The organism is Mammaliicoccus sp. Q-M61, assembly GCF_022386055.1.
Lineage (GTDB): Bacteria > Bacillota > Bacilli > Staphylococcales > Staphylococcaceae > Mammaliicoccus > Mammaliicoccus sciuri_A.
On sequence record NZ_JAJNJL010000002.1, the window covers coordinates 1 to 25,888 of the forward strand.

Here is a 25,888-nt window from a genome sequence, read left to right on the forward strand (position 1 = left end):
TGTAACAGTAGTTACAACAGACGAATCAGGCAACAAAACAGAAACAACATTCACAATAACAGTTGAAGATACATTGCCACCAACGGTAGATCCAATTGAAGATCAAACAACAGAAGTAAATACGCCAATCAAAGATGTAACATTGAATGGCAAAGATAATAGTGGAAAACCAGTGACACATGAAGTAAGTGGCTTACCAGACGGTGTAACATTCGATCCAGAAACAAATACAATTTCAGGCACACCGACAAAAGCTGGTGAATACACTGTTACAGTTGTAACTAGAGATAGTGAAGGCAATGAAACAACGACAACTTTCGTTATAATTGTAAAAGATGATTCATCAAATGATGGTAACAATCCCGGCGATGATGACGGTGACGATAACTCAGGAGGTAACGGAGATGATTCATCCAACGGTGGAAACGATAACTCAGGAGATAACGGAGATGATTCATCCAACGGTGGAAACGATAACTCAGGAGATAACGGAGATGATTCATCCAACGGTGGAAATGACAACTCAGGAGATAACGGAGACGATTCATCAAACGGTGGAAACAACAACTCAGGAGATAACGGAGATGATTCATCAAACGGTGGAAATGACAACTCAGGAGATAATGGAGACAATTCATCCAACGGTGGAAACGATTCTAAAGTATTACCAGATACAGGTGAACAAGATAAAAACTTAACTTTATTTGCATCTGTTATTGCGTTATTTGGTGGAATTTTAACATTTAGAAGAAAGAAAAAAGATTCTAAGACCGATAAGTAAAATAGTTAGAATCTTAACTAAAAAATAAACACTTTTAAACACAAAAGGACTGATAAGAAAATTTATTCTTGTCAGTCCTTTTTATTTTGTCATAGATATAAATGTATCTTTTCGTAAGAAGCATTATAAGTGATATCCTAAATAACATGCTCCGATTGATAGTATGACTGTAGATACGATATAAATAGTCATCATTTTATATGATTTTAATAAGTATCGTTCATATATTTCTAAAAAGTGAGTAGAGAATGTTGTAAATCCACCGCAAAAGCCTATTGCGATAATTGCATATGAATAACTATTATCATTTAAATATTGTGCGGCAAATCCTATTATAAGGCTTCCGATTACGTTAACAGTTAGAGTAGCTACTGGGAAGTGATTTGTATATAGTTTAGTGAAGAATTCATTCACGAAATTTCTGCAAAGAGCACCTATACCTGAACTTATCATAATATATAATAACGTCATGCTTCATCAGTTCCTTTCCTATAACCTATTGCAATAAATATGAATCCGAGAAGTAAACTAACGAGTAAATATGTGCCTGCAAGGAAGATATGTCCACGTTCTAGTAACTCAACTGTTTCTAAACTTAAAGATGAATATGTTGTTAAAGCACCTAAGAAGCCTGTTGTAATTAATTTTTTAATATTTGGATGTGCTTTGAAATAGCTAATGAAATATGTAGAGAATATACCCATTAAAAGAGCTCCGATTACGTTAACAGTTAAGGTGGAGAACGGGAAAGCGTCATTAGTGATCATTAACGAAACTAAATATCTTAGCCCTCCACCTATAGCACCGCCTAAAAATATTGCTAAATATACCATTTAATAAACCTCCTCATTAAAAAAAGGAAACATTATGTTTCCCTTAAATTATTCCGAAAAATCTTATTATAACGACAATATGATATAAAATGACGATGAATAAAACAATTGGTAATAGTTTATTCAATTTTGATAGTGTTGAGTGTTTATCAGTTTGATATTTAATTGACTTATCAGTTGTAAAGACAGCAATTAATAATAAAATACCGTTTAATATACTACTTATTAGTACGAGCGACACTAAAGATCCAAACATTGTTTCTAAAAATGGGTTTTGTGCACTTAAAAATAAACTAATAATAATAAGTATAATTGATATATAAAAATAGCGTTTAGCTTTATCCATGATGCCCTCCAAAAATTCCATATAATCGTTTATGTTATCATATAAATTATTTTATTGCATCTAATAATTCCATTACTTCTTCAAAGTCGTCCATTTTTTTACAATGACTAGGAATGATAAAAAGAGAGGTATTCGCATTTTCTTTTAAATCAATAAGCTTTAAATGGGTTTCAATGAAAAGTTCGCCGTTGTATGCTTTGCGCAACAATCTTTTAGTAGGAAGGTCATTCTTTTGAATATTTGAACGGCACCATGCGGCATCGCTACACATAAAAATCATTAAATTAGAGAATGTCATCATTAAGCCGAATTGACCTGGCATGGCTCCTGGCAAATCATAGCTAACTAAGGCATCTTGATTGAAGACTTTATATCCTTTACCCAAAATAGGGTGTTCAGTTTGTACAAAATCTTCTACAAATTCAATGCGTTCTTTAAAGTTATCCGGCATAACATGAAAGCTTAATTGAAGGTTATTGTTGTTGGAAACTTGTTGTGTAATAAAATCGTGATAAGCTTCACTTGAAGTTATGATTGTCGCATTTTTAAACGCATTTAAATATCCGAGATGATGACTTGAAAAATTTGTAATGATACAATAATCGATCTCATCTGGATGTACGTGATCTTTCAACAATTGACTTGGCAAAGTTTCGTACACTTTATAGTCTTGTCTGCGAAATAATTTTAAAGTTTTTAAATCCGTACTTGGTTTCACATGTTCGGAAAAGCCTGTATTTATGAGTATTTTGAAATCATTAATTTCTAAATAGTAGGAAAAAATATAGTACCGTTCAACTCGGCTCGTAGGACTATTATTGATGACTGCTTCGTCACCTAAAAATGAACCGGTCGTATATAGTTTGAAATGCTTTATTGTTTCTATATTATCAGCCATCAAAATACACCACCTAAGCAATTTATATTACTTAAAAAATATTATTTGATTTATATTTATTCTTATTATGCCATAAAGCACCTCAAAATACATTTAAAATAACTCGGATATTGGCGTTTTAAACAAATAATTTAGTAAGCGATTGCAAATTATGGTACGATAAATGCACAACATGTAGAAAGGAATGAAATTCATGAGTAATCTTAAAGTACAAGTTTTTGCTGATGGTGCAGACATTGAAGAAATGAAACAAGCCTATCAGAATAAAGAAGTTGATGGTTTCACAACAAATCCAAGTTTAATGAAAAAAGCAGGTGTAACGGATTATAAAACATTTGCTGAAGATGTCGTTAAAGCAATACCAGATGCTTCGATTTCATTTGAAGTATTTGCAGATGATATAGAAACAATGGCTAAAGAAGCAGAGATTTTAAAACAATACGGTGAAAACGTATTTGTCAAAATTCCTGTTGTAAATACAAAAGGTGAATCAATGATTCCTTTAATTAAAAAATTATCAGAAAGTGATGTTAAAGTTAATGTCACTGCTGTTTATACAATTGAACAAGTTAAAGAAATAGTAGAAGCAATTAAACCAGGAGTTGAAACATATGTTTCAGTATTCGCAGGTAGAATTGCTGATACAGGTGTAGATCCACTACCATTAATGAAAGAATCAGAAAAAGTTTGTCATAGTAAAGAAGGCGTTAAATTATTATGGGCAAGTTGCCGTGAATTATTTAACGTTATTCAAGCAGACGAAATTGGCGTAGATATCATTACATGTCCTAAAGATGTAGTAGCAAAAGTACCAAACATCGGAAGAGATATTAATGAATTATCTGTAGATACAGTTCAAGGGTTTGCTAAAGATATTAAAGCAAGCGGATTAAGCATTTTATAAGAATGTAGTTCATCAAACTCAGCAAAGTTATCTAACTTTGTTGGGTTTTTTAGTTTTGTAAGTAAAATGATTTTTAGACGTTACAAAAGTCGCAGGAATTGTAACTAAGGCGGCACATAGTAACAAAAGTCGGAGGAATTGTAACTAAGGGGGTCTATTGTAACAAATATCATCTGAACATATACTGAAAATTTTTAGATATATAAATACTATATTATAAGAGAATGTGTACTTGAAATATAGGTATGCCTAAAACATAAATATGCGAAATAATTTATATTATTTTACGATAACTAATTCATTAACTTGTCTCAAATTTTGTTATATAATCATATTTCAGTGAAAAAATTGGAGTGTTGGAAATGGCAAATAATTTGAGAATTGCACAACGTGGCGCATATATAAGTTTGGTTACTTATATTATTCTTTCTATTTTGAAATATGTAGTAGGGACAACTTATAATTCAGCTGCATTAAAAGCGGATAGTTTAAACAATTTAACAGATATATTTGTTTCTGTGGCAGTACTAGTAGGGTTGAAGATTTCGGTCAAACCTGCAGATAAGAATCATCCTTATGGGCATATGAAGACGGAGAATATTACAACTTTAATTGTATCTTTTATCATTATGTTTGTCGGGATAGAAGTTATTTCTAGCAACATTCCTAAGTTAATTCAAGGTGATTATAGTGAACCTAGCACACTGACAATATGGGTCAGTTTTATAAGTGGTATTATCATGATTTTAGTATATTTATTTAATTGGAAATTAGCGATTAAGACTAAAAGCACATCACTTAAATCAGCAGCAAAAGATAATTTGTCTGATGCGTTAGTCAGCATTGGTACTGGTATTGGCCTTATATTTACACAGTTTGGTCTACCTATAATTGATATTATTCTTGCTGTCATTCTTGGCTTTATTATTGTTTATACAGGTTTTACGATTTTTAAAGAATCGATATTCACGTTGAGTGATGGTTTTCATGAAAAAGATTTAAATAATTATATAGAAGAAATTGAAAATATAGAGGGCGTATTAGACGTACCATCTATAAAAGGGCGTTATCATGGTAATAGTGTATTTCTTGATGTAACGATCATAGTAGATAAAGATTTAACATTAGATGAAGCACATGATATATGTGATTTAGTTGAACATCAATTAAAAGAAGCTGGCGCTTATTCATCTTATGTACATCCTGAGCCTAACTTGTAAACAATTTATTGTGAAATTCAAATATTAAAATAAATTAAATAAGTATGATACTATTAGTATATGAGTGTTTGATATATATCTAAGGGGATGTTATTCATGCAAATACTAGGAAAAGGATATGAGAATGACCATCATTATTTTCATGTTATTACTGATAAAAATCATCTTATAAAAGTTAGAGTTCCAGATGATATGGATGATCATGATTTAAGACACTTACTTGAAGCAGTTTGTAATGATTATGACGAGGCTAATAGCTAAATTTAATGAATATATGAATGCATTTAAATATTTGTATAAAAAAAAGCATATCACGTGTTATCTGAAATTAATTTCAGATACGTGATATGCTTTTTATTTACACTGTATTTAATCTATTATGTCGTCTCCATAAGAAGAATTCAATAATTGCGACTGGAATAAGTGATAATCCGAATAATGGCATTGCGATTCCTAGTATAACTAGGAAAACAATGAGTCCAATTGGAATTTGATTAGTAGTTCTTATTGGTGCGCTAAATGAGTTGGATTTCTTTCGTTTCATCCATGATAAGAAACCAAATGTAATGCCACCAATAAAGGCTAAACATACTAATAGGTTAATGATTTTATTTGCAGTTCCAAATAGGTGACCTTCATGTAAAGGTATGCCGAAACTGAACCATTTACCGATAATACCATAATCATCATAGTCTACTTTATCTAAAAGTTTACCTGAATATTGATCGAAATATGCTGTTGATTCTTCTTTTGGTGCAACGTCAAGTCCTGTAACACCTGTATTACTACTTTTCGAAACAGTGAATACTCCTTTTTCATCAGAAGGGTAAACGATAGAGAATGGCTTTTTAATGCCATTTTCTTCAGCACTTGCGATAATATTTTCTAAACTTTGTTGTCCATCTGCACCAATCACATTACTCATAGAACCGTGATGTGCGGCATGTGGATCTTTTTTAGATGACGGTTTCTCCTTAGTACGCGTTGCCCATGGTAATTCATTGTCTTCTGATTCTGGTGGGTTAGCTTGTAGTGCTGTATAACCAAGCTTTGGATGATCCTCAGCAAATTGGTTAATTTGTTTACCCATAAGTGCTGACCATGGTAAGCCTGTTAGAACGATTATGAATATAGGAATTGCAATAATAAGTCCTATGATCGCGTGTAATCGTCTATTTAATAAGAATGATGATTTCTTTTTAGTTGGTTTCAATGCTTTTGATTTAAAAGTTAAATAAATACCTGATATAATCATAAAAATTGTCCAACATGCTGCTAGCTCAACTAAATAATTTACAAAACTACCACCAACAAATAAAGAACTATGTGTTTCTCTTAATACGTTGGAATATGTATATTTAGCGTTTTGATTTGCAACTCTTTGATTATGTTCATCCAAGAAAATATAGCGTGAATCTCCATCTTCATTCCCGATTGTAACTCTGTTATTGTATGGCTCATCCATAATACTAATCTTTTGAATGTCGTATCCTTTATATACATCTCTAATTTCTTGAATAGCATCATCTAATGATTGATGACCTTTCGTAGCGCTATCTTTAAAAAATTCATCATGGTAAATATTATTTTCTACATTTGTATAAAATAAATAACCAATACCTGTAAGTGAGAGTGTTAATAATAAAGGTGTGATAAAGAAAGCTGCATAAAAATGTAACCGTCTCAATGGATTAAAACTTTTGTTCATGTACTCAACCTCTATTTCAAATAATGTATAACTTCTATTTAACATTATTATTTTTTGAAATTAATTACAATATGGAAACGACGTAATTTTTGACGCTTTCGTGAATGCCGAAAAACTTATGTAATAAATGACTTGAAAATGTAATAATAAAATACTCTAAATATTCAGTTTAAGATGTTAAAATATAAGCAACGGGATGAGGTGAATGACTATGTTAACAAACCTAAAATTATTCGACGATCACGATAATCGTACTCAAATTATTAATCAATTTTACAATGGATTAAATCAAGAGAATATACACGATGCAGTCATTTCTTTAGAAGAAAGAAAGCATCAAGATTTTCCTCATGGTTCAGTGTATTTTAAGAATGATTTATTAAATGCAAAACAAGATGAATTAAACTTAAATGAGTCAGATGGCTTATTTATTATTGAAGAGAATGGGACACAAAAAGGTTCTATTATCCCATTACATGATATCGTGCAATATTTAGCAACAAATAGAGAGCGCATTGCACAGGAAAAATCACTTAGTTTAATTCAATTAGAGAACATTATCGATCGTTTAGAATTGACACTTAAATCAGAAGATTTATAATCAAAATAAGAGACCGGGATTAAGAATAGTCCTAGTCTCTTATTTTTTTAGAATGGAGTGTATGAACATGTACGATGCAATCATATTTGATTTTGACGGTACGATAATAGATACAGAAATTAATTTATTTAACACGTTAAATAAACACATTGAACAAAAGAATAACGAAAAGATAAGTTTAGATGAATATAAAGCTTCAATAGGATCAGTATCAGAAGAATTAAATGATAAAATATTGAATGCTTTAGGTTCAAAACAGGCTTTAGAAGAGATGTTTGAAGATCATTATGAAGGTACGAAATCTCTGCCTATTAAACCAGTGGTTAAAGATTTAATAGAATATGGTACTCAAAATCAAAAGAAAATGGGTATCGCGACTAGTAGTTATAAAGCACATATTATGCCTAATGTACAAAGATTAGAATTAGATAAATATGTCGATGTTATAAAAGGGCGTGAAGATGTTGCGTTTGTTAAGCCGAATCCAGAATTATATATTCAAGCAGCACATGATCTTGAAGTAGAACCAGAAAAGTGTTTAGCAATTGAGGACACGACGAATGGTGCACAAGCTGCAATAGATGCTGGTATGGACGTAATCGTTATAACGCATGAAATTACAGAAGATTTGAATTTTGATTCATTAAATATTTTAGCAAAGAATATAGAAGCTGAAGAAATTATCAATCGCTATTTGTAATGTGAATATACATTGTATCTTTTTCTAAAATGAAGCGGCGTCATATTTCGGTGATTTTTAAAGACTTTTGTAAAATGAGCTTGGTCATAAAAGTCATATTCTAAAGCTATATCTGAAATAGATTGATGTGTATTGAAGATAAGTGCAACAGTAGCTTCAAACAATTGACGGTTTCTATAATGATTGTGGTGGTAAAGACTTACATAAGAATCGTTAGTTGAAATTTTAGGATAAGGTGGCTGTTTAATATCATCTAATAACGTAATGATACTCGTTGAAACGGTCGTCGTTAATTGTTCTTTATGATAAGGTGCAAGAATATTAAGCGTATTTAAGTGATCATATACTTTATCAAATTTGAAAGACTGAATAATAGGATAGAAATTTTTGAGTAAGAAGTATTCATAGATATTTGAAGCTAACGTATATATTAATAATTTATTAATATTCAGTATACATATTTGACCATTAACTGCATAAATAAAACTATATTCATCAAATGGTACAATGCACAAAAATCCTTTGTTCAATGTCATCATGTAATTCGATGTATGATAAAAAATATTAATATAACCATTTGTGACATATATGATCGATGCGTATTCATTATGATAAATCCATTTATTTTCATGTGAAATAAAGTTGATATTAAAATTAAACATTATTTTCACTCCTTCAAAATAGCAATTTTGAAAAATAATCAACGTAGTGATTGATTAATGTTATAATTAAAATATTAATGAATTTTAGAGGTGTGTAATGAATAACGAACAATATAAATCCATTGTTTATAAAAAGCTTTGGTTTATCAATAAAAAAGAAAAAAATATAGCGCATGAAAAATTAAACCATCATGCAGATAAAAATTTAATCGATGAATATGGTAAACCAAGTAAATTTGTGAATGAATTTGTAGAAAATGAAATTATAGATAAAGCAACACCACCAAGTAGTTTATATAAAGTAATTACGTTAGGTGGACTATTATTTGGAAATGTCTTAATGGCGGGCATTTTAATAACAGCTGCTTTGTTGATATTAGGGACATTTACATTATATTTCACAAAACCAATTGGTGAAGCATTAACATTACAAGCCTTATACCTTGTTATAGGTATTGTGTTATTTTTTATAGGTTATAAAGGTATCAAATGGGTAAATGCATTCTTTACAAGGCGTTTATTAATCGCTAGAAGATTTAAAGAATTTTCATAGATTACTGACTAGGGGGTGTTGTAGATGAGCTTGTTATATTTTGATGAATGGCGTGATACACGTGCAACAATAAGATATATTGTTCAAATTATGGGGAAATGTTGTTTAGCTGTGAATACACCTGAACCATTATATAAGCACGTCATGTTAACTGTCAATCAAGTTGGGCTATCTACAGGTGAATTAAAAAAGGACAACCATACATTTGAAATTAACTTAGATTTAATCGATCAGTTATTAATCGTTAAAATAGATGAAAAGGAAGAATCAATGATCGTCAAATCTGGACGTACAATACAAGAATATTATCACTTTATATTTGATACATTGCATGATAACGGCATTGATATTACAATCAATACGAAGCCATATAATATTCCATATGAAAAAACGTTAGATGAAGATGATAAAGAACGTATCTTTAATCCAAAGACTGCATATCACGCACTAAGATTAATGCAGCAAGCTCAATATGATCATTATCAATTTTTGCATTCAAGAAATATTAAAGATGTCAAAACAGGATTGTTTTGGGATAAATTTGATGTAACATCTATTTTTTACGTAGAAGGTAATGATGAGTATACCGTATCACTTTGTTATTACTTTGGAGATAAATATAGAGAGTCTCCTTATTATATTATTAAGATTAATCCGTTTAAGCAAGATAAAATCAACTTGAAACAAGTAGAACCATCATATGCTGAATATAATGGTAAAGATGGAAGCTTTTTAATTTATGAAGAAGATTTAGAAAGTATCATTAGAAGAGATGAAGTACTGCTGACATTCTTTAATAGTGCATACCAAGCATTGTTATCAGGTGTAAGTAGCAAGTTAATATAACATGACAAATAAAGCCGTTACGCGTTTAAAGCGTAACGACTTTTATATATATGAGGGTAGATTTAGTCTGTTAAGATGATGCTTTTGAAACTGAATGAGTCTTAATGATTCACCGAGTTTTCTACTGATGATAGGATATTCATGATATATCACTTTCGTATGCTGATTAATTAAAAACAATTTAGTGTAATGTTTGTATGCGTCGATATGAACAATGTGTTTACTGTTAATCAGCATATAATTGTAGTTAGATTTAGCACTTGTTGGAAATAATACGAAATCCTCAGTGGCATAGATGAGAATAGGAAGAAGTTTAGAAATTTTTAGGACATATTTGGCGTAACGTTCTCTTGATTTTAAACTAGCACCTTCAATTTTCAGTGCATCGTTAATAAGATAAGGGATAGAATGATTAGTATAAATGGTTGATTGATCTAAATATTCGATTTGGAATCTATAAGCTGAATCATCAGCGTATTTCAGTAATGTCATATTAGGGTTGATCAAAGTCAATTGATACACCTCCCTATATAACATGTTACTTAAATTTTGGAAAAAATGATTGTAATTTTTGAAGATTCATTTGTAATTAAAATAAAAAATGAGATTTCAATTTACGACGTGCATTTTTGCGATAATACTTAATGGACGATTCACTTTTATTTAAATATATCGCAATTTCTTGAGTTGAGAAGCCTTGTAATGTTAACTTTAGCCACATAAGTTCATCTTGAGACAAAATCTCTAACATACTAAACGTTTCAAATTGATGAGATTCAATGAAACTTTGATCTAACATTTCATTATTTGAAGTGGGGGAAACACGGTTTGAATCTTTACTTTGCTTTCTGATACAGTCAATGAGGTAATACTTTAATTTCGTATATAAATATTTATCTAGTGAAGCGGTCTTTGAAAAATCATAACGCTCTATTTCAGTCCATAGTTTAATTAATAACAGTTGATAATAATCTTCGTAACCATATTTGATTTGATATCGATGCAGTAAATAATGAATCATATTTTTATATTGCTTATAATAAAGTTCAAATTTGTGTTGTTTCATGTTGTCCTCTTTGGTGAGCATGCACACGGTTATTTCCGGATAAACGCATTGTAAATAATAAATAAGCACTTTAAAAATCAGTTAAATATTAAAAAAACGGACAAACTTTAAAATAGAACATAATTTATGAGATTATTTTGAAAAAATAAAGACTTTTTCTCGAAAATATCTTATAAAAACATAGATTGAAATGATTTACATTTTCGCTTCAAACGTGTATATTTGGTTATATATATGGACATATGTTTTATTGGGGCAAAGATTAGGAGGCTCATCATATGGATTACGAACATCTAAATTTAGAACACTTTTTTGCAAGAAATAATGACTTGAATACGATAAGAGATAACGCAGATTTTGTAATGATTAACAACGTAAACAGATTTATGAATTATAGAAATGGCGAAGAAGAGGGTACAATCAATTTAAGCCACTATAACTATAAGAATAGATCAGCGGCAATGTCATTTATATTTATGAATTATTCAACTTATAAATAAGCAAACATACTTTCAAAGCATGTTTGCTTTTTTTGTTGAAATATAATAGTAATTAAAACGTAACATTCTTATTTTTGAATAATAAGCCCTTATCCTATAGAATATAAAGAGTAAACTTTAATACAATTGTAAAAATTAGGTAATAAATTATGATTGATGGTGGTTTACAAACATAGAGGTGAAACGATGAAAAATGCCAGGCTAGAAACCATTAAAAATTTAGTCATATTATCAATAGTCTTGTTAGTTATTGTTGGCCTGTTTTATTATTTGATTTCAGATCATTTGAAATTTTATGAAGTAGATAAACAAGAAGATAATGTAGAAGTTCCATTAACTTTAAGTAAAGCGGTAAATAAACAATATAAAAATGATACGAAAATGCAAGTAGCAACAGAGTCAGGCAATTGGAAAAATGCAACACGAAGCGAAATATATGAAGTGATGGATGTAGAAAAAATCTTAAATGATAAAAAACAAGTATATCAATTCTTGAACTTATCAGAGTATCAAGGAATTGAAGAAAAACGAATTCATCATATGTTAAGAAAACAAGAAGTACTTGAAGATTATACAACAGAATTTTTAAATGCTGCTAAGAAAGAGCATGTTAATGAAGTGTATTTAATATCTCACGCGATATTAGAAACAGGTAATAACAAAAGTGAATTAGCAAATGGTGTCATGTTAACTGAGAAAGGGAAAGTAACGAAATCTAAAGAAGAATCTGATGGTAAAAAGTATTATAACTTTTATGGTGTCGGCGCTTTAGACAGTGATCCTATTGGTACAGGCGCAAATTACGCTAAAAAAAGAGGCTGGGATACACCTCAAAAAGCCATATCAGGTGGCGCGAAGTTTATACATGATCATTATTTATCAAACCCAGAGCAAAACACATTATATAGTATGAGATGGAACCCAGAGAAACCAGGCGTACATCAATACGCAACAGATATCAAATGGGCACAAAGTAATGCACGTATAATAGCAGATTTCTATAACGAACTTAAAACAGAAGGAAAGTACTATATCGTATATAAATACGAAGATACAGATAAGTCACTTTCAATCAAAGCATTAGATGAAAAATTAGATAAACAAGAAGAAAATAGTAATTAAGAAGACTCGAGACACATGTTTCGAGTCTTTTTTGTGTGAGTGGAGTATAGAAGTAGTCGTAATGGACTATTGTTATTAGCAGATTTGGTGAGAAGTGCAAATACTGGTGCCGTTAACTGGGTTCCTTAGTTACAAATCTCAGGAGTTTTGTAATTAAGGAGGCCGTTAGTAACACTTTGGCCAAGTTTTGTAACTAAGGCGGTCCATAGTAACACTTCAGCCGAGTTTTGTAACTAAGGCAGTCCATAGTAACACTTTGGCCAAGTTTTGTAATTAACAATCCCGTTATGAACAAGTTTGGGCGAAAGTGTTCACAAGACCCCCGTTATGAACAAGTTTGGGCGAAAGTGTTCACAAGGAACCACACCTGTCCAAATCAAAAAAGACTCGAGGCATTAACCTCGAGTCTTTACTATTTATGATGCTTTATCTGAACTGTTTGATGAACTACTGCTTGATGAGCTAGATGATCCGCCTTGTAAGTCTTCTATTTTCTTAGCGTCTTTTGCTTCATCTGGAATCTTAATTTCATCAATTTCGTTTAACTTATTATATGTGACGTTTGTCTTCATATCAGCGGTTTCGTCATCTTTAGTTAATTTAGCATTTAATTTGTATGAATCAATATGATTATCTTTATTTACTTTCAATACAGCATTACCTTTAACTTTATCAACTTGTGATTCAAATTGTTCTAGTTGATCTTTGTTACCTGAGGCGTTAGCTAACTTAGTGAAATCTTCTTTGTTTTTGATGTCATATGTAAGTTCATATCCATCGTCAACTTTTTTAGCTTTCGCATCTTTAAAAGCACTTAAAGTTTTTGCGTATTTTTCATAATTTAATTGATCTAGAGAACTATCGATATTCATATTTTCTACTTGAGAAGATAAGTCTACCCATTGGTCATCTACTTTAGCGAGCATTTTATCGCCTTGTACATAAATTGACATTTTCTGACCAGCTTGGTCCATATCTAATTTAGCTGTTTCTTTTTCATCAACATCCATGCCAACTTCTACAGTTTGACTATCTTCGCCTTCAGCAGAAACTTCGATTTTGTTATCAGTGTGATAACTTTTAACATCTTTCGCACTACTTTGTAAGTCTTTTACGACTTGGCTAGAACTTTTAGTGTCATCTTTCTTTTCTGATTTTGTATCAGAATCTGAACTATCTGAGCCATTCCCGCATGCTGCTAAAACAAGTGTTGATGATAAAAATAAACTTCCAAGTATTCTATATTTCATATTACTTCCTCCTTTGTTTTAACTATACTAACACTATGCAATTCATAATAGCAAAAAATTATATAATTACATAAGTTATTAATGTAAATTATTTGAGTTTTTTCTTAGGTGAAAGTATTAAAATAACAATAGTTGCTACAATTACTTTAAATATAAATTTCATTTAATATCACTCCGAAAGTGTTTGAGGTTGTGGACCTTTTTGCTTTCTCTTTGTTGGGTCTAATTTCTTTTCAATATATCCTAAAAATAAATCACTTAATACTGCTAATAAAGCGGTAGGGATTGCACCGGCTAAGATTAATGATGTACCATCTGTAGCGTTTGTACCTCTAATAATGATATCACCAAGTGTAGATGAACCAATAAATGATCCGATTGCAGTAACACCAATTGCAATAACGAATGCGATTCTTATTCCACCAATCATAACAGATAAAGAAAGGGGAAGTTCAACCATCGTCAAGATTTGACGTGATGTCATACCCATACCTTTACCAGCATCTTTTATACTAGAATTTACGTTATTAATACCAGTATACGTATTTTTGATAATCGGTAATAAAGCGTATAAGAATACTGTCATAACAACAGTGTTAGAACCAAGACCCATTACAAGCATTAGTATAGCTAGTAGGGCAAGTGCTGGAACCGTTTGAATTATATTAGCTAGTGAAATAACAAAGCCGGATAATTTAGAATATCTAGCAATGAAAATTCCTACTGGTATACCTATTATAACCGCAAATAACACACCATAAACAGAAATAAGTAAATGAGTTAGAAAAAGTTGAAATATATATCCACCATTTGTTGCATAATAATCGACTAATTGTGACCATACATGATTATCAACCACTATTACTCACCATCCTTTTCATCGTCAAAATAATTGTGCTTTTTAAGGAATTCTTCAGCTACTACGGCAGGTTCTTTAAGGTTATTATCTGCTTCGTAGTTTAATTTTTGCATTTGTTCTGTTGAAATTTTTCCTCTTAATTTATTCATTGCACGATCAACATAAGGTTTTTCTTTAATTAAAGATTTTGTAACTAATGGACTTGCATCATATGGAGGGAAGAAGTTCAAGTCATCTTCAAGCACAACTAAATCATAGCTCGCAATTCTTCCGTCTGTCGTGTAACCTAAAACAACGTCCATTTTACCTGTGTTTAACGCATCATATACAAGACCAATTTGCATTGGACGAGTACGTTTAAAATCGAAACCATATTTTTCTTTAAATGCTGGGTATCCATCGCCAGGACGTTTCATCCAAGATGAGTCAACGCCTGCTTCTAATTTGTTTGCTACTTTTTTCATATCTGAAACTTTTTTAAGGTTGTATTTCTTCGCTGTTTCTTTCGTAACCATCATGGCATAAGTGTTTTCAAAACCATATGAACCATACCATTTTTGGTCGTAATCTTTATCGAATGCATCTCTCACTACTTTTAAAGCTTTTTTAGGATCAGTGATAGGGTCTTTACCCAATGCACCTGTTAAATCAGTTCCCGTATATCTAGCACTTGAAATGTTAACATCACCACTATTTTGTGCATTAAATGTAACAGTTGATGATCCTAAATTATTGATAAGCTGAATGTTGTTTTCTTTTACGTTATCTTTTTTAGCTTCATGTTCTATCATCAATTTATCAATATGTCCCATAATTTGTGATTCACTTGTATTTTGCATACCTATTTTTATTGAGTTTTCATCACCTGAAGCGCCAAGAAAAGGTAATGAACATCCAGATAAAATGACAGATAAAGCCATGATAGGCAATAACAGTTTAAAATATCTATTCATGTTTATATTTCCTCCTTATCTTGAAACTTTTAACCCTTTAGGTGTAACCCATAGTTCAACTTTAGAAAGTACAAAGTCCATAATAAGCGCGATTAATGTAACACTTATGGCACCGCCAATAATTAAATCAGGTTGGTATAAGTTCAAACCATTAAAGATAAAGTCGCCTAAACCACCAGCACCAATGAAACTTGCTAATGTTGCCCAACTGATTGCATAAACACTTGATAAGCGTACGCCACTCATAATAACTGATATAGCAAGTGGTAATTCGATCATGAACATTTCTTGGAATTTTGTCATACCCATACTTAGTCCAGCTGCTTTAACATTTTTATCAACATTATTAATACCGATATATGTGTTGTTTAAAATCGGTAATAAGATATAAATAAATAATGCTAAAATGGCAGGTAATTTACCAACACCTATGAAAGGAATCATAAGTGCTAATACTGCTAATGACGGAACGGTTTGTAGAACACTTGCAATAGATAATACGACTTTGGCTAACTTTTTAGTTCGTGTTAATAAAATGCCAAGCGGTATCGCTACGATCATTGCTAAAAGTAAAGCTAATAATGAAATATAGAAGTGTTCCAGTGTTTTCTGAAGTAGTTCGTTTCCGTTAACTTGTAAGAATTCAATCACTATTTTTCACTCCTTATTTAATATCACTTTTTTCAGTTGCTTCTGCTTCTTCAGGTTGTCCCCATATAGAATCGTAAACAATATCTACTAAGCTTGCTCTTGTTATAACACCTTTTATGTAATATTGTTCATCAACCACAGGAATTAATCTCACATTTCGTTTTAAAATTGTACGAACAGAGTCTTGAAGCATCGTACCTGTCTTAACTGTATAAATATCTCGATGCATAATATCGATAATGTCTGATTTTTTACGATATCCTTCGTTTAAATCTTCAATATCAATATATCCGACAAGTTTACCTTTTACATTTGTAATAAATAGCGTATCTACGCGTCGCTCTCTCATAATTGAAACTGCTTCGTCAATAGTCTTCTCAGAAGTGATGGCTATTGGATCTTTCATTGCATCATCAACAACACGTATGTTAGGTCTATCTTGAATAAGTCTGTTCTGACCGATAAACTCGCGCACGAAATCATTAGCTGGATTTTTTAAAATATTGTTTGGTGAATCAAATTGAATGATTTCACCTTGAGACATAATACAAATTCTATCTGCCAATTTAATTGCTTCATCCATATCATGCGTAACAAATATAATGGTTTTACCAAGTTTTTGTTGTAGCGTCTTAACAAGGTCTTGCAATGTATCTCTCGTAATAGGGTCTAACGCGCCAAATGGTTCGTCCATTAAAATGATATCTTGGTCTGCTGCAAGTGCTCTTACAACACCAATACGTTGTTGTTGTCCACCAGATAATTGAGATGGATATAAATCTAAATATGATTCTGGTAAGTCTACTAATTTAATAAGTTCTTTAGCTTTTTTCTCTTTTTCTTCTTTAGTCCATTTAAGTAATTTAGGAACTAATACGATATTTTCACGTATTGTCATATGTGGCATTAAACCAATTTGTTGAATGACATAACCTATATTTCTTCTTAAATTAACTGGATTCATCTTGCTTAAATCTTTCCCGTCAAGCGTAATTGTCCCGCTAGTTGGCTCAATCATGCGGTTAATCATTCTTAAAGCAGTTGTCTTCCCGCTACCACTCGTACCGATAAAAGCTATGAATTCACCAGATTCAATTTCCATATTGATGCTATTAACGGCTTTTTTACCGCCACGATAAACTTTAGTTAAGTCTTGGATTGATAACATAACACTTCTCCTTTTTTTGAAATTTATAATAATGACGTTTATTATTATAACACATTAGTTGCATAATTATGAAAATCGCCCAAATCGTGTAATTTATGTTTATTGTTATTTAAAAAAAGGAATAAATACAAAAAGTGTGAATTAGGCTAGAGGTATGTATAAAGACAAGTCATGTTTTTCACATGTATAATAGATTTATAAAATTCGGTATTTTTTGCATATTATGCATTGAAAGATTTGGAGGGGTACAATTTGAAAGTAGCAATAATAGGAATGGGAACTGCTGGTGTTAGTACATTAAACCAATTAGCAAAACATAAAAAATTCAAAAAAATTACGGTAGATATATTTGATAGTGTCGAAGATATGGGTATGGGCAAGCCATTTCAAAATGATAGTGATCGCTTACTCATTAACTTACCAGCTAATCAAATGTCTTTAAGTCCAGATGATACGAAAGATTTTAAGAAATGGTATAAGAAAAATGATGATTTTGACTATGGAAAAGCGAAATATTTACCAAGATTAGTATTTGGCCATTATATGAAATCTATTTTAAATGACTTGTTAAATAAACACGATAATATATTCGTACATAAGCATAAAGTTGATAGTTGCTATGTCGAAGAAATTAAAGATGAAAGAGGTCAATATAAAATAGATGTCTGTTATATAGAAGATGATGAAGCGGTATGCCAAAAGTATGACTATGTATTTTTGACTATTGGAACTTTACCTTATAAAGATCCGTACAATTTATCTGGATTAAAAGGTTATATTGAATCACCATATCCAACAATTAAAGCATTGCGTGATGTAAAAGAAAATGACGATATTGCGATAATTGGAACGGGACTTAGTTCAATAGATGTTATTAGATTTGTAATGGAAAATCATAAACAACTGCCAATTACTGTAGCATCAAGACATGCTCAATTTCCGACAGTTAGAGGTATTAAACATGAAATCAATTTGAAGTATATTACGAAAGATGCAATAGAAAAATTAAAAAAGACGCATAAAGGTATCGCACCATTAAAAGAAATAGAAAATCTCTTTGCGAAAGAATGTGAATATCAAAATATTAACTTGAAAAAAATGCTTTATCGATTTAAAAAAGATAATGTAGCGAATATGAAATATGATCTAAGACATGAAGATGAAGTAGGGCATTTCCAATCATTTGTTGAAGAAGTAAAACATCATATGATTCCTGTTTGGAATGCCATGACAATCGATGATAAGACGACATTTTTAGAAAAGTATGGGCATCACTTTAAACGTAATGCGAATCCAATGCCTCAATCGTCTGCTAAGCAATTAATCGAATGGATTGAAAATGGAGACATTGTTGTTAAAGAAGGATTAGAAAATGTACGAAAATATTACGGTAAATTTAGAGTTAAATACGAAGGTGAACAAGAAGAATCAAGTTACCATTATGTCATAAATGCAACTGGTCCTAAAAAACATTTGTCAGAACTGACAGAAGAAGAGCATTTTATTAAAGGATTAGAGAATAAACAAATTATAGCTGCACATCCATTTGGAGGTATTCTAGTCATGCCATATTCAAATGAAGTCATTAGTCCTAAATTTGGTACAATGCCTAATTTAAAAGTGATTGGACAATTAACAAGTGGTGTTAATTTTGACGTAAATGGTGTTTCATTATTAGTCGATCAATCCGTAAGAGCAGTCAATGACTTATACGTTGAATTAGAAGAAAGAAAAAAAGTTAAAAAGGCGAAATCTAAAAAGAAATAGAATAGGGAGCGGGACAGAAATCTAATTTGTATAAAAAGATTTCGTAGTCCCGCCCCGGCAAGGATGACTAGAGTTGAAAAAAGCTTGATACAAGCGCATTTTCAATTCAGTCAGCTACTGCCAAGATGCTAAAAGAGTCTGAAACATTACATTATGTCCAGACTCTATTTTTATGTGTATGGGTGATGGGGAGTTATAAGCAGTTTTGGCTGAAAGTGCAAATAGTGGTGTCGTTATTAGCAGTTTTGGTAAGAAGTGCAAATAACGAGTGTGTTAGTAACAATTCAGCCGACTTTTGTAACTAAGGGGGCACATAGTAACAATTCGGACGAGTTTTGTAACTAAGGGGGCTCATAGTAACAATTCGGACGAGTTTTGTAACTAAGGCCGGCCATAGTTACAATTCTGATGAGTTTTGTAATTATGGGTGTCTATAGTTACAATTCTGATGAGTTTTGTAAATAACAACCCCGTTATGAACAAGTTTCATTAAAAGTGTTCACAACGCCCGCCGTTATCAGCTTTTTGAAACCATCACACAAATCCCAACTAAATAAATTTAACTTCTTCATTTGTAATTCTTAGTGAAATGGTATAGAATGATGTCATCAGTGATTACTGATATATAATTTAATAATATATTCTTTCGGGGCAGGGTGAAATTCCCAACCGGCGGTATAATAGCCCGCGACCCATAAGTGAATTTTCATTTATGGCTGATTCAGTAACATTCTGAAGCCGACAGTATAGTCTGGATGGGAGAAAGAATAGACGACAGCGTATACTATACGCTTATTTCGTTATACTTAAAATGTTAAAGTCTTTTTTATAAAAGGCTTATTTCGTGATACATTTTTACTCCCAACCACCGAAAAGTGATTTTCGGTGGTTTTTATTTTTAGGAGGTAAAGAAATGAATCAATATTTAGATTTTGCAATTGATTTAGCTGAACGTGTACAAGGACAGACGGGTACGAATCCTTCTGTTGGTGCAGTTATTGTTAAAGATCATAAAATTATAGGTTTTGGAGCGCATTTAAAAAAGGGTGAAGCACATGCTGAAATACAAGCTTTAAAAATGGCAGGTGAAGAAGCTCAAGGTGCAACAATATATGTTTCTTTAGAACCTTGTTCACACTATGGTTTAACACCACCTTGTGCGAAAGCGATTATCGATAACGGTATTCAATCAGTTGTATATGCAGTCAAAGATGGTTCTCTTAAAAATAGTGGTCATGAAATGTTGTACGAAGCTGGAATAGATGTAAAACATGAGCCTTCTAAAAGAGCAGAAGACTTATATGAAGCATTTTTTCAACAACAACAAACGAAATTACCTTTTATTACTTTGAAAATTTCTACGAGTCTAGATGGTAAAGTTGCGACTGATTACAAAGAAAGTAAATGGATTACATCTAAAGAAGTTAAACAAGATGTATTAAAGTTGCGCTCACAACATGACGCTATTATTACAGGTGGGATGACAGTTCGTGAAGATAATCCATTATTAACTTCTCGTAATCCTGAGTTAAGTAATCCAACTAGAATTGTATTAACAGAGCAATCAAGCTTTGAAGGTGATTATGAGATATTCAAAGATGAAGATAATCCTGTCGTTGTTGTAACGAGTTCGGAATCATTTCACACGTATGAGAATCAACATATTAAAGTTAAGAACAGTGATTTATCAAATTTAAAAACGATTATGAAAGATTTATATGAAGAAGGATATGCTCAAGTGATGGTTGAAGCAGGTCCTAAACTTGTAAGTCAGTTTATTGAACAAGACTTAGTAGACCAATTAATTATTTATCAAGCCCCGAAGATGATTGGTGGTCAAGGAAAATATCAATATTATCAAACGCAAGATGTCGTTCCTTTATCCAATAGTAAATTATTTCAAATTATATCAACAGAAATCATTGGTGGAGATCTTAAAATAACATTAAGAAAGAAGTGACAAGATGTTCACAGGACTCATTGAAACAGTTGGTGTAATCAAGAATACAAGTACAAACCAAGGCGTTAAAACATTAACAATTGAAGCCACTGAAATAATGGATGATTTATCACTAGGTGATTCCGTTGCTGTTAATGGTGTTTGTTTGACCGTTACTGAGAAAGCAAGTTCTACTTTTAAAGTGGAAGTGATTACTGGAACAATCTCAGTAACTTATTTAGAACATTTGAAAATGAATGACAAAGTCAATCTTGAAAGAGCGATGTTAGCGAATGGAAGATTTGGCGGTCATTTTGTAAGTGGACATGTAGATGGTCAAGGCATTATTAAACATATTTCAAAGAGACAAGATGAATGGATTATTGAAATATCTACAGAAGCACATTTATTAAATCAAATGATTGATAAAGGATCTATCACAGTTGATGGTGTTAGTTTGACAATTTTTAAATTATATCCTCAAAAATTTGAAATCCATTTAATTCCTGAAACGAGAGATCGTACAATCTTTGTTAATAAGAAACAAGGTGACAGCGTACATATTGAAACGGATTTGTTATTTAAATATGTGCAGAAAGCAACAGGACAAAATCATTCAAATTTATCAGAAGAGAAATTACTTAATCTAGGATTTTAGGAGGCTATAACATGTTTGATAACGTAGAAGATGCCATACAAGAACTTAAAAGTGGTAAACCGATTATTGTAGTAGATGATGAAGATAGAGAAAATGAAGGTGACCTCGTCGCTATATCTGAGTATTTAACAGCTGAAACGATTAATTTTATGGCTACACATGCGAGAGGTTTAATCTGTGCATCGATTAGCAGTGAAATTGCTCAACAATTTGGTTTGAAATTGATGACTGAAACGGGTGATAAATATAAGACTGCATTTACTGTAAGTATTGATCATGCATCGAGTACGACAGGTATAAGTGCTTTTGAAAGGGCAGATACGATTAAAGCCTTAATAAATGAAACGTCACCAACAGCATTTGTTCAACCAGGTCACGTATTTCCATTAATAGCTAAAGACAATGGTGTTCTTGAAAGAATAGGTCATACAGAAGCTTGTGTTGATTTAGCGAAACTTTCTGGAGCGAAACCAGCTGGTGCTATTTGTGAAATTATGAATGATGATGGCACGATGGCTCGTAGAGATGATTTATATCAATTTAAACGTAAACATGGTTTGTTAATGATAACAATTGATGAACTTGTAAAGTATAGAAAACGACATGATCAAATTATTCATCTTGAATCTAAAGTTAAATTGCCAACTTCATACGGTGAATTTGATATGTACGGCTTTACATCTCAATTAGACGATAAAGAATATATTGTCATTAGTTCAGGTGAAATCAAAAATGGTATGAATGTACGTATTCATTCCGAATGTGTGACAGGTGATATTTTCCATAGCGCTAGATGCGATTGTGGAGAACAGCTTGAATATTCAATGAAATACATTCAAGAACATGGTGGCATGATTTTATACTTACCTCAAGAAGGTAGAGGAATAGGTCTGATCAATAAACTTAAAGCGTATGAACTTATTGAACAAGGTTATGACACGATTACTGCTAATGAAGCTTTAGGATTTGAAGCGGATTTAAGAGATTATACTGAAGCGAGTCAGATTTTGAAATACTTTAATATAGAAGAAATTCAACTCATCAGTAATAATCCAGATAAATTTAATCAATTACAAGATTTAGGTATACATGTTTCTAATAGAGTTCCAGTTGTAATTGAACCGAACGAAACAAACGCATCATATATCAATACTAAAAAGCATGAAATGGGACATTTAATATAAAATAGAATGGAGTTTTTAAAATGAAATTTGAAGGTAAAATGGATGGATCACAATTAAAAGTAGCAATCGTCGTGAGTAGATTTAACGATTTTATAACAGGTCGTTTATTAGATGGAGCTAAAGATACTTTAATTAGACATAACGTGGATGAAGAAAATGTTCATGTCGCATATGTACCTGGCGCGTATGAAATTCCTTTAGTAGCTAAAAAGTTAGCGAAGTCAGGTAAATACGATGCAGTCGTAACATTAGGCTGTGTTATTAGAGGGGCGACTACACATTATGATTATGTATGTAATGAAGTTGCGAAAGGTATTTCTAAAATAAATGATGAAACGGAAGTACCTGTAATATTTGGAATCGTAACGACAGAAACAATTGAACAAGCGATTGAAAGAGCAGGAACAAAAGCAGGTAATAAAGGTGGAGATGCTGCCTTAGCTGCAATTGAAATGGCAAACTTACTTAAAAATATCGAAACACAAATATAAAAACAAATAAGCCAGGACGAGCGTCCTGGCTTATTATGTGTTATTTTTTCTTACCTTTAGCAATGCCGCCAATACCCAATAGCGTTAAGCCAGCTAATACACTAGCTCCGATAGCGATTTTTCCTTTATTCTTTTCACTAAAGATATCTAATAACATTAAATTAATATTTTGTGGTCTTTCTGCTAATCTTCTCATAAAGTAACCGAACCAATCTTCCCCAAATGGTACGTACATACAGAAGTTATAGCCTTCGTTAGCAATTTGATATGCATAATCTGTTCTAAAACCATATAACATTTGGAATTCAAATGAATCTCTTGAGATATTATGATCTTTAACAAATTGTTTAACATGATTAATTACATTATGATCGTGTGTTGCAATTGAAGTAAATGCTTTAGCAGTTAATAATCTTTTTTCAATTAATGCTATATAATTTTTATCAATTTCTTCTTTAGTTTGAAAAGCAATATGTGGTGCTTCTTTATATGCACCTTTTACTAATCGTAAACGTACATCATTGTATTTATCCATAATATTCATAGCATCAAATAAGTATGCTTGAATAACTGTTCCTACATTTTTAAATTCACCTTTAAGTTTATCTACTATTTCAGTAGTACCAACTAAATCTTCATATTTTTCAGCATCGATGTTTACAAATGTATTTCCATATTCATGAGCTTTTAACAAAATTTCTCTCGTATTTTGATAAGCAAACTCTCTATCTATATTAAGACCTAATTGTGTAAGTTTAATAGATACATGCGCATCAATATTAGCATTGTAGTTTCTTCGCATAATTTCAACAATATTTTGTTGAGCTTCTAAAGCTTCTTGACGTGATGTTACGAATTCCCCTAGATTATCTAACGTACATGAAATTCCTTTCATATTTAATCTTTCAACTGTATCGATTGTTGAATCAATATCAACGCCCGCTACGACCTTGTTTGCACCTAGTGCAGGACCCATTTTCTTAGCTGATTCATTCATGAATTTGTTGTTAGATAATGCAATAAAAAAATCTTTTACGACAGGCATAGCAAGTCCTCCTTAAATATATATGTTCATTTAATTTATTTTATCATGGAAATACAAATTTAGTTAAGCGTTTACATTTTTAATATAATGTAAAATTATACTAATTATGAATTCTGACACGAAAAAGAACGCCCCCGTAAGGCGTTCCATAATATTGACAATATTTTGTCCGAAATTAGAAATTGTATACACGTATATTAATGTAGTTTAAATAGATTTGTATAATGCCATTGAACAATTAAATCTTAACCGTATTTAGGACTTTCTCCATATTTGTTTGGTGCTTTATGTCCGTCACCACACGCCATAATTAGTATTGCTAGATTCAAAAAGAAACAGATAATCATTAAAACAGCATATATTACAATAATAGTTGTATTTGTAACGTAACTATTAAATAAACTATACAAAATATCTAAAGTCAAAGTAAGTGCATAAGTTATAGTTGGAAATGTCATTGTCATATTTAAATCATGGAATCTTCTACTAGTTACAGAAATAGAAGCAATAAAAGTTGCGAAATTAAATATGAAAGAAATAACAACTGTAATAAGTTCAGGAATAGGTATCAATCTAATTAATAGATTTCCCAGCATAGTGATAATGATTGTAGCAAGTATTGGATACCAGAATTCTTTACGTCTAGATCGACCGTGAATATTAAAAGCATTTAACCAAAATAGTTTGTAGTAATGCAACATAATAAATCCCTCCGAGAATACTTTTCTTAGATGTAATTAATACTATTATATACATAAATGTATAAAAAAGGAATTTATATTGTAATAAAGAAACTGATCGGGAAGGTCAGTTTCTTTGTTAGTTCATTATTATTTAATTTTTTTAATATTGCTTATTATGGTTTAGGGGGTTGATGTTGAAGTTACTTGCTCATAGTTTGGTGAAATGGGTTCTGCTGCTATGCTAATTGCATGTGGTAGAAATGTGAATATAAACAAAGAAATAATTATTTTTTTAAAGAAATGCATTTTATCATGCTCCTTTAAAGGCGTCTTATGTTACATCTTTAAAGTAACACGACAATATGAATTGATTGCTAATTCAATGTAAAGATTTAATGGCTATTAATGTTAATTTTATGTTAAGGAAAGTGATGAATCTTTAAAATATCTTAATAATTATAGCTCGTTTATCGTGATACAATTAATGTATTAGAAATGAC

30 protein-coding genes and 1 riboswitch are annotated in these 25,888 nt (G+C 31.2%); of the genes, 15 read left to right on the top strand and 15 right to left on the bottom strand.

The window, feature by feature from the left end; all coding sequences use genetic code 11:
- Positions 1-781 (top strand): putative Ig domain-containing protein (locus LQ677_RS03420; RefSeq protein ID WP_239745031.1); only part of this gene is annotated, 781 nt, incomplete at its 5' end.
- A 123-nt stretch (positions 782-904) separates the two neighbouring features.
- Here the strand turns inward: LQ677_RS03420 and LQ677_RS03425 are convergent.
- Genes LQ677_RS03425 through LQ677_RS03440 form a run of 4 tightly spaced genes read right to left on the bottom strand, consistent with a single transcriptional unit; the run spans position 905 to position 2,858 of the window.
- Complete coding sequence (locus LQ677_RS03425) at positions 905-1,252, bottom strand: fluoride efflux transporter FluC (RefSeq protein WP_037588653.1); 348 nt, start codon at positions 1,250-1,252, stop codon at positions 905-907.
- Entirely contained in the window at positions 1,249-1,614 is a 366-nt protein-coding gene (crcB, locus tag LQ677_RS03430) for a fluoride efflux transporter CrcB (RefSeq protein WP_126477612.1), read from the bottom strand. Before crcB ends, LQ677_RS03425 begins: the two co-directional genes overlap by 4 nt.
- A 43-nt stretch (positions 1,615-1,657) precedes the next feature.
- A complete protein-coding gene (locus LQ677_RS03435) occupies positions 1,658-1,960 on the bottom strand; it encodes a hypothetical protein (RefSeq protein ID WP_191835862.1) in 303 nt (100 codons plus the stop codon).
- Between the two features lie 46 nt (positions 1,961-2,006).
- Positions 2,007-2,858 (bottom strand): MBL fold metallo-hydrolase, encoded by an 852-nt coding sequence (locus LQ677_RS03440; RefSeq protein WP_037588647.1) that lies wholly within the window; start codon positions 2,856-2,858, stop codon positions 2,007-2,009.
- Between the two features lie 193 nt (positions 2,859-3,051).
- On the opposite strand from LQ677_RS03440, the gene LQ677_RS03445 reads away from it, so the two are divergent.
- From LQ677_RS03445 to LQ677_RS03455, 3 genes are all read left to right on the top strand, one after another.
- Positions 3,052-3,762: a transaldolase gene (locus LQ677_RS03445; protein ID WP_037588645.1), complete on the top strand. Its 711-nt coding sequence runs from the start codon at positions 3,052-3,054 to the stop codon at positions 3,760-3,762.
- A gap of 362 nt (positions 3,763-4,124) precedes the next feature.
- Positions 4,125-4,982 carry a cation diffusion facilitator family transporter gene (locus LQ677_RS03450; RefSeq protein WP_191835864.1) on the top strand — a complete coding sequence of 286 codons (858 nt, stop codon included), beginning with the start codon at positions 4,125-4,127 and terminating at the stop codon, positions 4,980-4,982.
- A gap of 96 nt (positions 4,983-5,078) precedes the next feature.
- Positions 5,079-5,243 (top strand): hypothetical protein, encoded by a 165-nt coding sequence (locus tag LQ677_RS03455; RefSeq protein ID WP_162841912.1) that lies wholly within the window; start codon positions 5,079-5,081, stop codon positions 5,241-5,243.
- A 97-nt stretch (positions 5,244-5,340) separates the two neighbouring features.
- Here the strand turns inward: LQ677_RS03455 and LQ677_RS03460 are convergent, their stop codons facing one another.
- Positions 5,341-6,690, bottom strand: a complete 1,350-nt coding sequence (locus LQ677_RS03460; protein WP_191835865.1) for a PepSY-associated TM helix domain-containing protein — start codon at positions 6,688-6,690, stop codon at positions 5,341-5,343.
- 211 nt (positions 6,691-6,901) lie between these two features.
- Between LQ677_RS03460 and LQ677_RS03465 the strand changes: the two genes are divergently transcribed.
- Positions 6,902-7,291: a hypothetical protein gene (locus LQ677_RS03465; RefSeq protein ID WP_191835866.1), complete on the top strand. Its 390-nt coding sequence runs from the start codon at positions 6,902-6,904 to the stop codon at positions 7,289-7,291.
- A gap of 67 nt (positions 7,292-7,358) precedes the next feature.
- Positions 7,359-7,991: an HAD family hydrolase gene (locus LQ677_RS03470; protein ID WP_126477609.1), complete on the top strand. Its 633-nt coding sequence runs from the start codon at positions 7,359-7,361 to the stop codon at positions 7,989-7,991.
- On the opposite strand, the gene LQ677_RS03475 is transcribed toward LQ677_RS03470, so the two are convergent.
- On the bottom strand, positions 7,982-8,653 hold the full coding sequence (locus LQ677_RS03475; RefSeq protein ID WP_191835867.1) for a helix-turn-helix domain-containing protein: 672 nt from the start codon (positions 8,651-8,653) through the stop codon (positions 7,982-7,984). The genes LQ677_RS03470 and LQ677_RS03475 overlap by 10 nt on opposite strands.
- A gap of 97 nt (positions 8,654-8,750) precedes the next feature.
- Here LQ677_RS03475 and LQ677_RS03480 point away from each other — a divergent pair, with 97 nt between their 5' ends.
- Complete coding sequence (locus LQ677_RS03480) at positions 8,751-9,206, top strand: hypothetical protein (protein WP_126477607.1); 456 nt, start codon at positions 8,751-8,753, stop codon at positions 9,204-9,206.
- Positions 9,207-9,230: 24 nt separating this feature from the next.
- On the top strand, positions 9,231-10,052 hold the full coding sequence (locus LQ677_RS03485) for a DUF5996 family protein (protein WP_191835868.1): 822 nt from the start codon (positions 9,231-9,233) through the stop codon (positions 10,050-10,052).
- A 42-nt stretch (positions 10,053-10,094) separates the two neighbouring features.
- Here the strand turns inward: LQ677_RS03485 and LQ677_RS03490 are convergent, their stop codons facing one another.
- Positions 10,095-10,565 carry a competence protein ComK gene (locus tag LQ677_RS03490; RefSeq protein WP_224658753.1) on the bottom strand — a complete coding sequence of 157 codons (471 nt, stop codon included), beginning with the start codon at positions 10,563-10,565 and terminating at the stop codon, positions 10,095-10,097.
- 76 nt (positions 10,566-10,641) lie between these two features.
- Positions 10,642-11,118 (bottom strand): sigma-70 family RNA polymerase sigma factor, encoded by a 477-nt coding sequence (locus tag LQ677_RS03495; protein WP_191835869.1) that lies wholly within the window; start codon positions 11,116-11,118, stop codon positions 10,642-10,644.
- 278 nt (positions 11,119-11,396) lie between these two features.
- Here LQ677_RS03495 and LQ677_RS03500 point away from each other — a divergent pair, with 278 nt between their 5' ends.
- Both LQ677_RS03500 and sagB read left to right on the top strand, forming a co-directional pair.
- Positions 11,397-11,618, top strand: coding sequence for a hypothetical protein (locus LQ677_RS03500; RefSeq protein WP_025905232.1), 222 nt, complete (start codon positions 11,397-11,399; stop codon positions 11,616-11,618).
- 186 nt (positions 11,619-11,804) lie between these two features.
- Positions 11,805-12,740 (top strand): peptidoglycan release complex glucosaminidase SagB, encoded by a 936-nt coding sequence (sagB, locus tag LQ677_RS03505; RefSeq protein WP_239748108.1) that lies wholly within the window; start codon positions 11,805-11,807, stop codon positions 12,738-12,740.
- A 416-nt stretch (positions 12,741-13,156) separates the two neighbouring features.
- Here sagB and LQ677_RS03510 read toward each other — a convergent pair whose 3' ends face one another.
- From LQ677_RS03510 to LQ677_RS03530, 5 genes are all read right to left on the bottom strand, one after another.
- Positions 13,157-13,990, bottom strand: coding sequence for a DUF6612 family protein (locus tag LQ677_RS03510; RefSeq protein ID WP_025905234.1), 834 nt, complete (start codon positions 13,988-13,990; stop codon positions 13,157-13,159).
- A gap of 169 nt (positions 13,991-14,159) precedes the next feature.
- A complete protein-coding gene (locus LQ677_RS03515) occupies positions 14,160-14,849 on the bottom strand; it encodes an ABC transporter permease (protein ID WP_025905235.1) in 690 nt (229 codons plus the stop codon).
- Between the two features lie 2 nt (positions 14,850-14,851).
- The gene (locus LQ677_RS03520; RefSeq protein WP_037588621.1) at positions 14,852-15,802 is read right to left on the bottom strand and encodes an osmoprotectant ABC transporter substrate-binding protein; all 951 of its coding nucleotides are present in this window, start codon (positions 15,800-15,802) and stop codon (positions 14,852-14,854) included.
- A gap of 15 nt (positions 15,803-15,817) precedes the next feature.
- Positions 15,818-16,453: an ABC transporter permease gene (locus tag LQ677_RS03525; RefSeq protein ID WP_037588619.1), complete on the bottom strand. Its 636-nt coding sequence runs from the start codon at positions 16,451-16,453 to the stop codon at positions 15,818-15,820.
- 13 nt (positions 16,454-16,466) lie between these two features.
- Positions 16,467-17,621, bottom strand: a complete 1,155-nt coding sequence (locus tag LQ677_RS03530; RefSeq protein WP_159315506.1) for a betaine/proline/choline family ABC transporter ATP-binding protein — start codon at positions 17,619-17,621, stop codon at positions 16,467-16,469.
- A gap of 252 nt (positions 17,622-17,873) precedes the next feature.
- On the opposite strand from LQ677_RS03530, the gene LQ677_RS03535 reads away from it, so the two are divergent.
- From LQ677_RS03535 to ribH, 5 genes are all read left to right on the top strand, one after another.
- Entirely contained in the window at positions 17,874-19,388 is a 1,515-nt protein-coding gene (locus LQ677_RS03535; protein WP_204252538.1) for an FAD/NAD(P)-binding protein, read from the top strand.
- 638 nt (positions 19,389-20,026) lie between these two features.
- Positions 20,027-20,159: riboswitch (FMN riboswitch) on the top strand.
- A 142-nt stretch (positions 20,160-20,301) separates the two neighbouring features.
- On the top strand, positions 20,302-21,348 hold the full coding sequence (ribD, locus tag LQ677_RS03540) for a bifunctional diaminohydroxyphosphoribosylaminopyrimidine deaminase/5-amino-6-(5-phosphoribosylamino)uracil reductase RibD (protein ID WP_191835871.1): 1,047 nt from the start codon (positions 20,302-20,304) through the stop codon (positions 21,346-21,348).
- 4 nt (positions 21,349-21,352) lie between these two features.
- Positions 21,353-21,985, top strand: a complete 633-nt coding sequence (locus tag LQ677_RS03545; RefSeq protein ID WP_037588611.1) for a riboflavin synthase — start codon at positions 21,353-21,355, stop codon at positions 21,983-21,985.
- 11 nt (positions 21,986-21,996) lie between these two features.
- The gene (gene ribB, locus LQ677_RS03550) at positions 21,997-23,169 is read left to right on the top strand and encodes a 3,4-dihydroxy-2-butanone-4-phosphate synthase (RefSeq protein WP_239748109.1); all 1,173 of its coding nucleotides are present in this window, start codon (positions 21,997-21,999) and stop codon (positions 23,167-23,169) included.
- A gap of 20 nt (positions 23,170-23,189) precedes the next feature.
- Positions 23,190-23,660, top strand: coding sequence for a 6,7-dimethyl-8-ribityllumazine synthase (ribH, locus tag LQ677_RS03555; protein ID WP_191835873.1), 471 nt, complete (start codon positions 23,190-23,192; stop codon positions 23,658-23,660).
- A gap of 40 nt (positions 23,661-23,700) precedes the next feature.
- On the opposite strand, the gene LQ677_RS03560 is transcribed toward ribH, so the two are convergent.
- Positions 23,701-24,705, bottom strand: a complete 1,005-nt coding sequence (locus LQ677_RS03560; protein ID WP_107565962.1) for a proline dehydrogenase family protein — start codon at positions 24,703-24,705, stop codon at positions 23,701-23,703.
- A 245-nt stretch (positions 24,706-24,950) separates the two neighbouring features.
- On the bottom strand, positions 24,951-25,406 hold the full coding sequence (locus LQ677_RS03565) for a DUF805 domain-containing protein (protein WP_191835874.1): 456 nt from the start codon (positions 25,404-25,406) through the stop codon (positions 24,951-24,953).
- Between the last annotated feature and the right edge of the window lie 482 nt (positions 25,407-25,888).

What these genes read in the sequence shown, in the direction of transcription:
- LQ677_RS03520 (WP_037588621.1), bottom strand. Translation starts at nt 15,802, where the DNA reads ATGAATAGATATTTTAAACTGTTATTGCCTATCATGGCTTTATCTGTC.
- ribB (WP_239748109.1), top strand. Translation starts at nt 21,997, where the DNA reads ATGTTTGATAACGTAGAAGATGCCATACAAGAACTTAAAAGTGGTAAA.
- sagB (WP_239748108.1), top strand. Translation starts at nt 11,805, where the DNA reads ATGAAAAATGCCAGGCTAGAAACCATTAAAAATTTAGTCATATTATCA.
- LQ677_RS03530 (WP_159315506.1), bottom strand. Translation starts at nt 17,621, where the DNA reads ATGTTATCAATCCAAGACTTAACTAAAGTTTATCGTGGCGGTAAAAAA.
- LQ677_RS03445 (WP_037588645.1), top strand. Translation starts at nt 3,052, where the DNA reads ATGAGTAATCTTAAAGTACAAGTTTTTGCTGATGGTGCAGACATTGAA.
- LQ677_RS03510 (WP_025905234.1), bottom strand. Translation starts at nt 13,990, where the DNA reads ATGAAATATAGAATACTTGGAAGTTTATTTTTATCATCAACACTTGTT.
- LQ677_RS03425 (WP_037588653.1), bottom strand. Translation starts at nt 1,252, where the DNA reads ATGACGTTATTATATATTATGATAAGTTCAGGTATAGGTGCTCTTTGC.
- LQ677_RS03460 (WP_191835865.1), bottom strand. Translation starts at nt 6,690, where the DNA reads ATGAACAAAAGTTTTAATCCATTGAGACGGTTACATTTTTATGCAGCT.
- LQ677_RS03450 (WP_191835864.1), top strand. Translation starts at nt 4,125, where the DNA reads ATGGCAAATAATTTGAGAATTGCACAACGTGGCGCATATATAAGTTTG.
- ribD (WP_191835871.1), top strand. Translation starts at nt 20,302, where the DNA reads ATGAATCAATATTTAGATTTTGCAATTGATTTAGCTGAACGTGTACAA.
- LQ677_RS03495 (WP_191835869.1), bottom strand. Translation starts at nt 11,118, where the DNA reads ATGAAACAACACAAATTTGAACTTTATTATAAGCAATATAAAAATATG.
- LQ677_RS03455 (WP_162841912.1), top strand. Translation starts at nt 5,079, where the DNA reads ATGCAAATACTAGGAAAAGGATATGAGAATGACCATCATTATTTTCAT.
- LQ677_RS03480 (WP_126477607.1), top strand. Translation starts at nt 8,751, where the DNA reads ATGAATAACGAACAATATAAATCCATTGTTTATAAAAAGCTTTGGTTT.
- LQ677_RS03440 (WP_037588647.1), bottom strand. Translation starts at nt 2,858, where the DNA reads ATGGCTGATAATATAGAAACAATAAAGCATTTCAAACTATATACGACC.
- crcB (WP_126477612.1), bottom strand. Translation starts at nt 1,614, where the DNA reads ATGGTATATTTAGCAATATTTTTAGGCGGTGCTATAGGTGGAGGGCTA.
- LQ677_RS03475 (WP_191835867.1), bottom strand. Translation starts at nt 8,653, where the DNA reads ATGTTTAATTTTAATATCAACTTTATTTCACATGAAAATAAATGGATT.
- LQ677_RS03470 (WP_126477609.1), top strand. Translation starts at nt 7,359, where the DNA reads ATGTACGATGCAATCATATTTGATTTTGACGGTACGATAATAGATACA.
- LQ677_RS03545 (WP_037588611.1), top strand. Translation starts at nt 21,353, where the DNA reads ATGTTCACAGGACTCATTGAAACAGTTGGTGTAATCAAGAATACAAGT.
- LQ677_RS03465 (WP_191835866.1), top strand. Translation starts at nt 6,902, where the DNA reads ATGTTAACAAACCTAAAATTATTCGACGATCACGATAATCGTACTCAA.
- LQ677_RS03560 (WP_107565962.1), bottom strand. Translation starts at nt 24,705, where the DNA reads ATGCCTGTCGTAAAAGATTTTTTTATTGCATTATCTAACAACAAATTC.
- ribH (WP_191835873.1), top strand. Translation starts at nt 23,190, where the DNA reads ATGAAATTTGAAGGTAAAATGGATGGATCACAATTAAAAGTAGCAATC.
- LQ677_RS03500 (WP_025905232.1), top strand. Translation starts at nt 11,397, where the DNA reads ATGGATTACGAACATCTAAATTTAGAACACTTTTTTGCAAGAAATAAT.
- LQ677_RS03565 (WP_191835874.1), bottom strand. Translation starts at nt 25,406, where the DNA reads ATGTTGCATTACTACAAACTATTTTGGTTAAATGCTTTTAATATTCAC.
- LQ677_RS03435 (WP_191835862.1), bottom strand. Translation starts at nt 1,960, where the DNA reads ATGGATAAAGCTAAACGCTATTTTTATATATCAATTATACTTATTATT.
- LQ677_RS03485 (WP_191835868.1), top strand. Translation starts at nt 9,231, where the DNA reads ATGAGCTTGTTATATTTTGATGAATGGCGTGATACACGTGCAACAATA.